Annotated in this window: 7 protein-coding genes; 3 read left to right on the top strand and 4 right to left on the bottom strand. The window is 73.0% G+C overall.

Annotation, left to right across the window (positions count from 1 at the left end; translation table 11 throughout):
- A partial coding sequence (locus tag ACIQOV_RS24150; protein WP_401051635.1) for a N,N-dimethylformamidase beta subunit family domain-containing protein occupies positions 1-329 on the top strand: 329 nt, incomplete at its 5' end.
- 10 nt (positions 330-339) lie between these two features.
- Here ACIQOV_RS24150 and ACIQOV_RS24145 read toward each other — a convergent pair.
- Positions 340-471, bottom strand: a complete 132-nt coding sequence (locus tag ACIQOV_RS24145) for a hypothetical protein (RefSeq protein ID WP_401051632.1) — start codon at positions 469-471, stop codon at positions 340-342.
- Positions 472-629: 158 nt separating this feature from the next.
- Between ACIQOV_RS24145 and ACIQOV_RS24140 the strand changes: the two genes are divergently transcribed.
- The gene (locus ACIQOV_RS24140; protein WP_359903933.1) at positions 630-1,364 is read left to right on the top strand and encodes a polyprenol monophosphomannose synthase; all 735 of its coding nucleotides are present in this window, start codon (positions 630-632) and stop codon (positions 1,362-1,364) included.
- Between the two features lie 100 nt (positions 1,365-1,464).
- Positions 1,465-2,715, top strand: coding sequence for an aromatic acid exporter family protein (locus ACIQOV_RS24135; RefSeq protein WP_401051630.1), 1,251 nt, complete (start codon positions 1,465-1,467; stop codon positions 2,713-2,715).
- A gap of 91 nt (positions 2,716-2,806) precedes the next feature.
- Here the strand turns inward: ACIQOV_RS24135 and ACIQOV_RS24130 are convergent, their stop codons facing one another.
- The 3 genes from ACIQOV_RS24130 to ACIQOV_RS24120 form a co-directional block, all read right to left on the bottom strand.
- Positions 2,807-3,256 carry an SRPBCC domain-containing protein gene (locus tag ACIQOV_RS24130; RefSeq protein WP_401051627.1) on the bottom strand — a complete coding sequence of 150 codons (450 nt, stop codon included), beginning with the start codon at positions 3,254-3,256 and terminating at the stop codon, positions 2,807-2,809.
- A gap of 4 nt (positions 3,257-3,260) precedes the next feature.
- Positions 3,261-3,734, bottom strand: a complete 474-nt coding sequence (locus tag ACIQOV_RS24125; protein ID WP_401051626.1) for a VOC family protein — start codon at positions 3,732-3,734, stop codon at positions 3,261-3,263.
- A gap of 90 nt (positions 3,735-3,824) precedes the next feature.
- A partial coding sequence (locus tag ACIQOV_RS24120) for a phosphocholine-specific phospholipase C (protein WP_401051625.1) occupies positions 3,825-5,783 on the bottom strand: 1,959 nt, incomplete at its 5' end.

Raw genomic sequence — 5,783 nt, 5'->3', positions numbered from 1 at the left:
GGGTGGACACCGGCTTCCCCACCCCCCGCCCGATCGAGGTGATCGCCCACTCCCCCGTGGTCTGCGACGGCCGCCGCTCCCACTCCGACACCGCCTACTGCACCGTGCCGGGCGGCGCCGGGGTGTTCGCCACCGGGACGATGCGCTGGGTCGAGGCGCTGGACGCCCGCGGCCCCGGCGGCGGCAGGGCCGACCACGGCATCGACGCGCACGCCGGGGACCTGGTCCGCCAGGTCACCGAGAACGTCCTGCGCGCCTTCGCCGCCGGCCCGGCCGGCCGGGCCCGCCCGGCCCAGGACAACCTCGCCGCCGTCTACGGCACGGCGTAGCGGGGGCGGCTCAGCCGGTGGACGCTCCGGTCGCAGGGGCGGCCTGCGGCGGAGCGGCGCTGTCGGCGCCGCAGCCGGTCAGCGTGGCCAGTGCGAGGACCAGGGCGGTGACGGGCAGGGCGGTGCTGCGACGAATCGTCAAGGAGGGCTCCGGGTCGGCGTTCGGAAAGGGCGGCGGCAGCCTCCCACATCGGCCCATCGCGGTCGAACGGGTTTCCGCCCCGGCCGGGGCGGGAGCAGGCCGACACGCCGGATAGACTCGCACGGTCCCATCCGGAGCAGGCACGAGGGAAACAGAACATGGTCGAGGCCTCCCCCAAGGTCGTTGTGGTCGTCCCCACGTACAACGAGCGGGAGAACCTCCCGGTCCTCGCGGGCATGCTCGCGGAGCTTCCGGTGCCCAACCTGCACCTGCTGGTGGTCGACGACAACTCCCCCGACGGCACTGGCGAGATCGCCGACAAGCTGGCCGCGGACTCCGGCGGCACCGTGGGCGTGCTGCACCGCACCGAGAAGGACGGCCTCGGCCGCGCCTACCTGGCCGGCATGGCCAAGGCCCTGGACGAGGGCGCCGACGTGGTGGTGCAGATGGACGCCGACCTGTCCCACCCGGCCTCGGTGATACCCGTGATGGTCGAGACGCTGCTCGCCGACGACACCGCCGTGGTGCTGGGCTCGCGCTACGTCCCCGGCGGCTCGACCGCCGAGGAGTGGCCCTGGCACCGCAAGGCGCTGTCCGCCTGGGCGAACTTCTACGTCAACGCGATCCTGAGCCTCGGGGTCAGGGACGCCACCGCCGGGTTCAAGGCCTGGCGCGCGAGCGCCCTGCGCGCCATCGACCTGCCGACCGTGCAGAGCAACGGCTACTCGTTCCAGGTCGAGATGAACTACCGGGTCGTCAAGCAGGGCCTGTCGATCCGCGAGGTGCCGATCCGTTTCGAGGAGCGGATCGAGGGCGCCTCGAAGATGAGCATGGGCGTGCAGGTCGAGTCCGCGCTGGCCCCCTGGAAGCTGCGCTTCAACCGCGACAGCTAGCGGTCACCGGCGCCGCGCCGGCGCGGCCCGATGCGGGCGTACGGGTGCCGGAGCGCCCCGGGAGCGGTGTGAACGGCGGATGCGGGGAAAGAAGGGCGACATGGCCCTTCTCCCGGAGTCCCTCGCGGACCTGGTCCGCCGCAGCACCCGAGAACCCTTCGTGGTCCAGACCGTCCGGGCCACCGTGGCGGCCACCATCGCCTACGCGGTGGCGACGCAGCTGAGCAGCGAGCCCGCCCCGCTGACGGCGCCGCTGACCGCGCTGCTGGTCGTCCAGGTCACCGTCTACTCGACGCTGAAGACCAGCATCCGCCGGGTCAACTCGGTGGTGGTCGGGGTGCTGATCGCGATCGGGTTCAGCGCCGTGGTCGGGCTCTCCTGGTGGAGCCTCGGGCTGATCATCCTGGCCTCGCTGGTCGTCGGCCGGTTCGTCCGGGTCGAGGAGTTCGTCCAGGAGGTCGCGATCAGCGCGATGCTGATCCTGGGCGTGACCAAACTGGCCTCGCAGGCCTGGGACCGGGTGCTGGAGACGCTCATCGGCGCCGCCGTCGGCCTGCTGTTCAACCTGCTGTTCGCGCCGCCGGTCTGGGTGGACACCGCCGGGGAGTCGATCGAGGACCTCGCCCGGCGGGCCCGCCAGCTGCTCCTGGACATCTCCGAGGAACTGGGCCGCCCCACCCCGGTGGCCCGGGCCGCCGAACGGCTGCACGAGGCCCGGCGGCTGGACCAGGCGATCGCCGACGTGGACGCGGCGCTGCGCCAGGCGGAGGACAGCCTGCGCTTCAACCCGCGGATCAGCGAGGGGCTGCTGTCCCGGCTGGTGCTGCGCACCGGGCTGGACACCCTGGAGATCTGCGTCGTGGTGATCCGGGTGCTGGCCCGCTCGCTGACCGACCTGGCCAAGCGGCGCGCGCCCGGCGAACGGCTCTTCCCGCCGGACGTCGCGTCGGGGCTGGAGGAGCTGCTGGCGCACGTGGGCGACGCGATGGTCAGCTACGCGGTGCTGGTGACCACGCAGGTGAGCCGCAACGCCGAAGAGGCCGAGGGCAGGCTGACCGCCGAGCTGGCGGCGGCCTGGGCCTGCCGGGAGAACGTCGCCCAGGTGCTGCTGCGCAAGGTCCAGGAGCACCCGGAGGCCTGGCAGTTGCACGGTTCGATACTGGCCGAGGTGGACCGCATCCTGGACGAGATGGACCTGGAGCACCGCAGCCGGCGGCTGATGGAGGAGCTGGACCGGGCCTCGGTGGCGAACCGGGAGCGGTTCTCCCGCTACGCCGCGCTGCGCCGTCTGCTGCGCGGCGAGCGGGCCCGCGGCGGCCGGTCCGCCACGGCGGAGCGCCCGGCGGCGTAGGGCGCTCCGCCGTGGCGGACACGCCCCGGCCGGGCGCCGTTCGCCACGGGCCGCGGGCCGCGGGCCGCGGGCCGCGGTCACGGGGCCGCGGTCAGGGCATCAGCCAGGGCTGCTGCGGCAGCGGGTGGCCGGTCTCCAGGTAGGTCTTGAGGTTGGCGAGCACCGCCGACCAGCCCTGTTCGGCGTCCGCCCGGGCGGCCTCGTCGGCGAGGTCCACGTGGGTGACGGTGAGCCGGGTGAGGTCCTGCCAGCCCTGGAGCTCGAAGGTGACCCGGGAGGGGAAGGCGGCGTGCTGCTCCTGCGGGCCGGCCCAGGTGGTGACCAGCAGGTGCGGGCGGTCGACCGCCTCGACGGTGCCGATGACGTCGGCGGTCCCGGAGCCGTCGGTCCGCTGGTGTTCCCAGGGCGCGCCGAGCAGCCAGGTGGAGACGTTGCGGTGGCCCCAGTAGAGGCCGGACTCGTCGGCGTTGGTGAGCGCGTGCCAGACCCGCTCGGGGGCGGCCCGCAGGTAGGTGATGCCGCGGTGGCTGAAGGCGGTCACGGCCTCACCCCTGCGCCGCGTCGAGCAGCGGCTGGATCTCGATCTTCTGCATCCGCAGCATGGCCGCGAAGACGCGGTCCGCCGTGGCCCGGTCCTCGCCCGCGACCAGGTCGAGCAGCACCCGGGGGGTGATCTGCCAGGAGAGGCCGTAGCGGTCCTTGAGCCAGCCGCACGGACCCGGCTGACCGCCGTCCGCGGTGAGCTCCGCCCAGAGCCGGTCGACCTCCTGCTGGTCCTCGCACTCCACCTGGAGCGAGATCGCCTCGGTGAAGTGGAACGCCGGACCGCCGTTGAGGGCCGTGTACTCGCGGCCGGCGAGCTCGAACTCGACGGTCATCACCGAGCCCGCCGGGCCGGGGCCGGTCTCGCCGTACCGGGTGGTCCTGGTGACCCGGGAGTCCGGGAACAGGGTGGTGTAGAAGGCGGCGGCCTCTTCGGCCCGGTCGTCGAACCAGAGGAAGGTGGTGATCTTCTGCATGCGCCCGACGGTAACGGCGGGCTCCGGCACGGCGGCCGAGCCACGGCCGGGGGTCACCGGATCGGCGCCCCCGGCCGGGCCGGCCGGGGCTCAGTGCACCCAGCCCGCGTAGCGCTGGACGAAGCGCTGACCGGTGTGGGCGGTCACGACGACGTCGTAGCGGCCCTGCTTGTCCAGCGGCCAGGCCAGGTCGGCCTGCTTGCCGGGCTTGACCTGGACGGTCTGCGCGGTGCCCGCGAAGTCGTTGGGCGCGGCGGTGAAGGCCACGTCGGTCATCCCGTCGTTGGCCACCTGGAGGGTGAGCCTGCGGTTGCCGCGCAGGTCGGCGGTGACGATCGGCACGCCGATGTCGTTCTGGCCGTCCTGGCCGTCGCGCACCACGGTGCCGGCGAAGCGTCGGACGAAGCCGTCCGGGCCGTGCACGGTGAAGTCGTAGCGGCCGCCGGTGGCGGCGGCGTCCCAGACGTACCGGGCGGTGGCTCCGGGAGCGACGGTGTACGGGGTGCCGGCGAAGGGGAGCAGGATGTTCGGGTAGACGGTGTACGGGAAGGCCACCGAGCCGTCGTTGCTCATCGTGCAGGTGACCCTGCCGGTCTTCCGGTCCACCTCGACGTCGGCCCACGGCTGGTACGGAAGCGGCCGGTGCGGGCGTTCGCCGCGCTCCTGGACCGGCATCGCCTGGGCGCCGACCGCCGGCAGCGCGACGCCCGGCAGCTTGGTGCCCGCGTCGGCCCTGGCCATCAGCGCCTTGGTGTCGGGCAGCGCCGGGATCGAGTGCTCGGGGGCGGCGAAGTCGAAGCAGCTGGTGAGGTCGCCGCAGACGGCCCGGCGCCAGGCCGAGATGTTGGGCTCGGCCACCCCGGTGACCAGCTCCATGAAGCGCAGCACCGACGTGTGGTCGAAGACCTGGGAGTTGACCCAGCCGCCGCGCGACCAGGGCGAGATCACCCAGAGCGGCACCCGGTTGCCGAGGCCGATGGCCCGTCCCTGGGTGAACTCCTCGGGGGTGCCGGGCTCGGGGGTGGGCGGGACCATGTGGTCGAAGTAGCCGTCGTTCTCGTCGTACATCACCAGGAAGACCGTGTGCTGCCAGACCTCCGGGTTGGACATCAGCGACTGCAGGGCCTGGTCGACCCAGTGGGCGCCGTAGGCCGGACCGGCCTCCGGGTGCTCGGAGAACAGGTAGGGCGCGACCAGCCAGGAGACGGTCGGCAGGGTGCCGTCCTTGCAGTGGCGGTCGAAGTCGGCGGGGTCGAACTTCGTCATCGCGTTGACGTACCGCGGGTCGTCGTGCGGGAACTCGTGGAACTGCTTGAAGTAGGAGAGCGCGTTGTCGTCGTAGTCGCCGGTGCGGTCGTCCTTGCTGGGGTTGTGGTAGACGCGCCAGCTGACGCCGGCCGCCTCCAGGCGCTCGGCGTAGGTGGTCCAGTCGGCGACGGGGTTGTCGGTGACCGGGGTGTTGTCGATCCACGGGCCGGTGGTGCCGTCCCGGCCGGGGCCGGCGGTACCGGTCCACAGGTAGAGGCGGTTGGGGTCGGTGGGGCCGGCCAGCGAGGTGAAGTAGGCGTCGCAGACGGTGAACGCGTCGGCCAGGGCGTACTGGTAGGGGATGTCGTCGCGGGTGAAGTAGCCCATGGTGCGCTCGCCCTTGGCGGCGATCCACTTGTTCATCGCACCGTTGTTGATGGCCTGGTGGCCGGTGGCCCAGTCGTGCGGGAGGCCGCCGGCGTTCTGGGCGTTGTACTTGGCGGTGTCCATCCGGTAGGGCAGCATCGCGCCGCCGTCGCTGCGCCGGCTGTCGGGCTGGCGGAAGACGTCGGTGCCGTCCGGGAACTGGAGCGCCTGCTTGTCGCCGAAGCCGCGGACGCCGGCCAGGGTGCCGAAGTAGTGGTCGAAGGAACGGTTCTCCTGCATCAGGACGACGACGTGCTTGACGTCCTTGATGGTCCCGGTGAGCGGGGCGGCGGGCTTGGCACCGGCGGCGGTGGCGGGGGCCGGGGCCGGGGCGGCGGCGGCCTGGGTGGCCGCCAGACCGGTCAGGGCGGTGGC

The sequence above is a fragment of the Kitasatospora sp. NPDC091257 genome (assembly GCF_044757675.1).
GTDB lineage: Bacteria > Actinomycetota > Actinomycetes > Streptomycetales > Streptomycetaceae > Kitasatospora > Kitasatospora lactacystinica.
Note: the sequence above shows the minus strand (reverse complement) of the source record. Positions and strands in the feature narration are given on the sequence as shown.

Bases quoted from the DNA above. Each gene is read 5' to 3' on its own strand.
- ACIQOV_RS24140 (WP_359903933.1), top strand. From the start codon at position 630: ATGGTCGAGGCCTCCCCCAAGGTCGTTGTGGTCGTCCCCACGTACAAC.
- ACIQOV_RS24135 (WP_401051630.1), top strand. From the start codon at position 1,465: ATGGCCCTTCTCCCGGAGTCCCTCGCGGACCTGGTCCGCCGCAGCACC.
- ACIQOV_RS24125 (WP_401051626.1), bottom strand. From the start codon at position 3,734: ATGCAGAAGATCACCACCTTCCTCTGGTTCGACGACCGGGCCGAAGAG.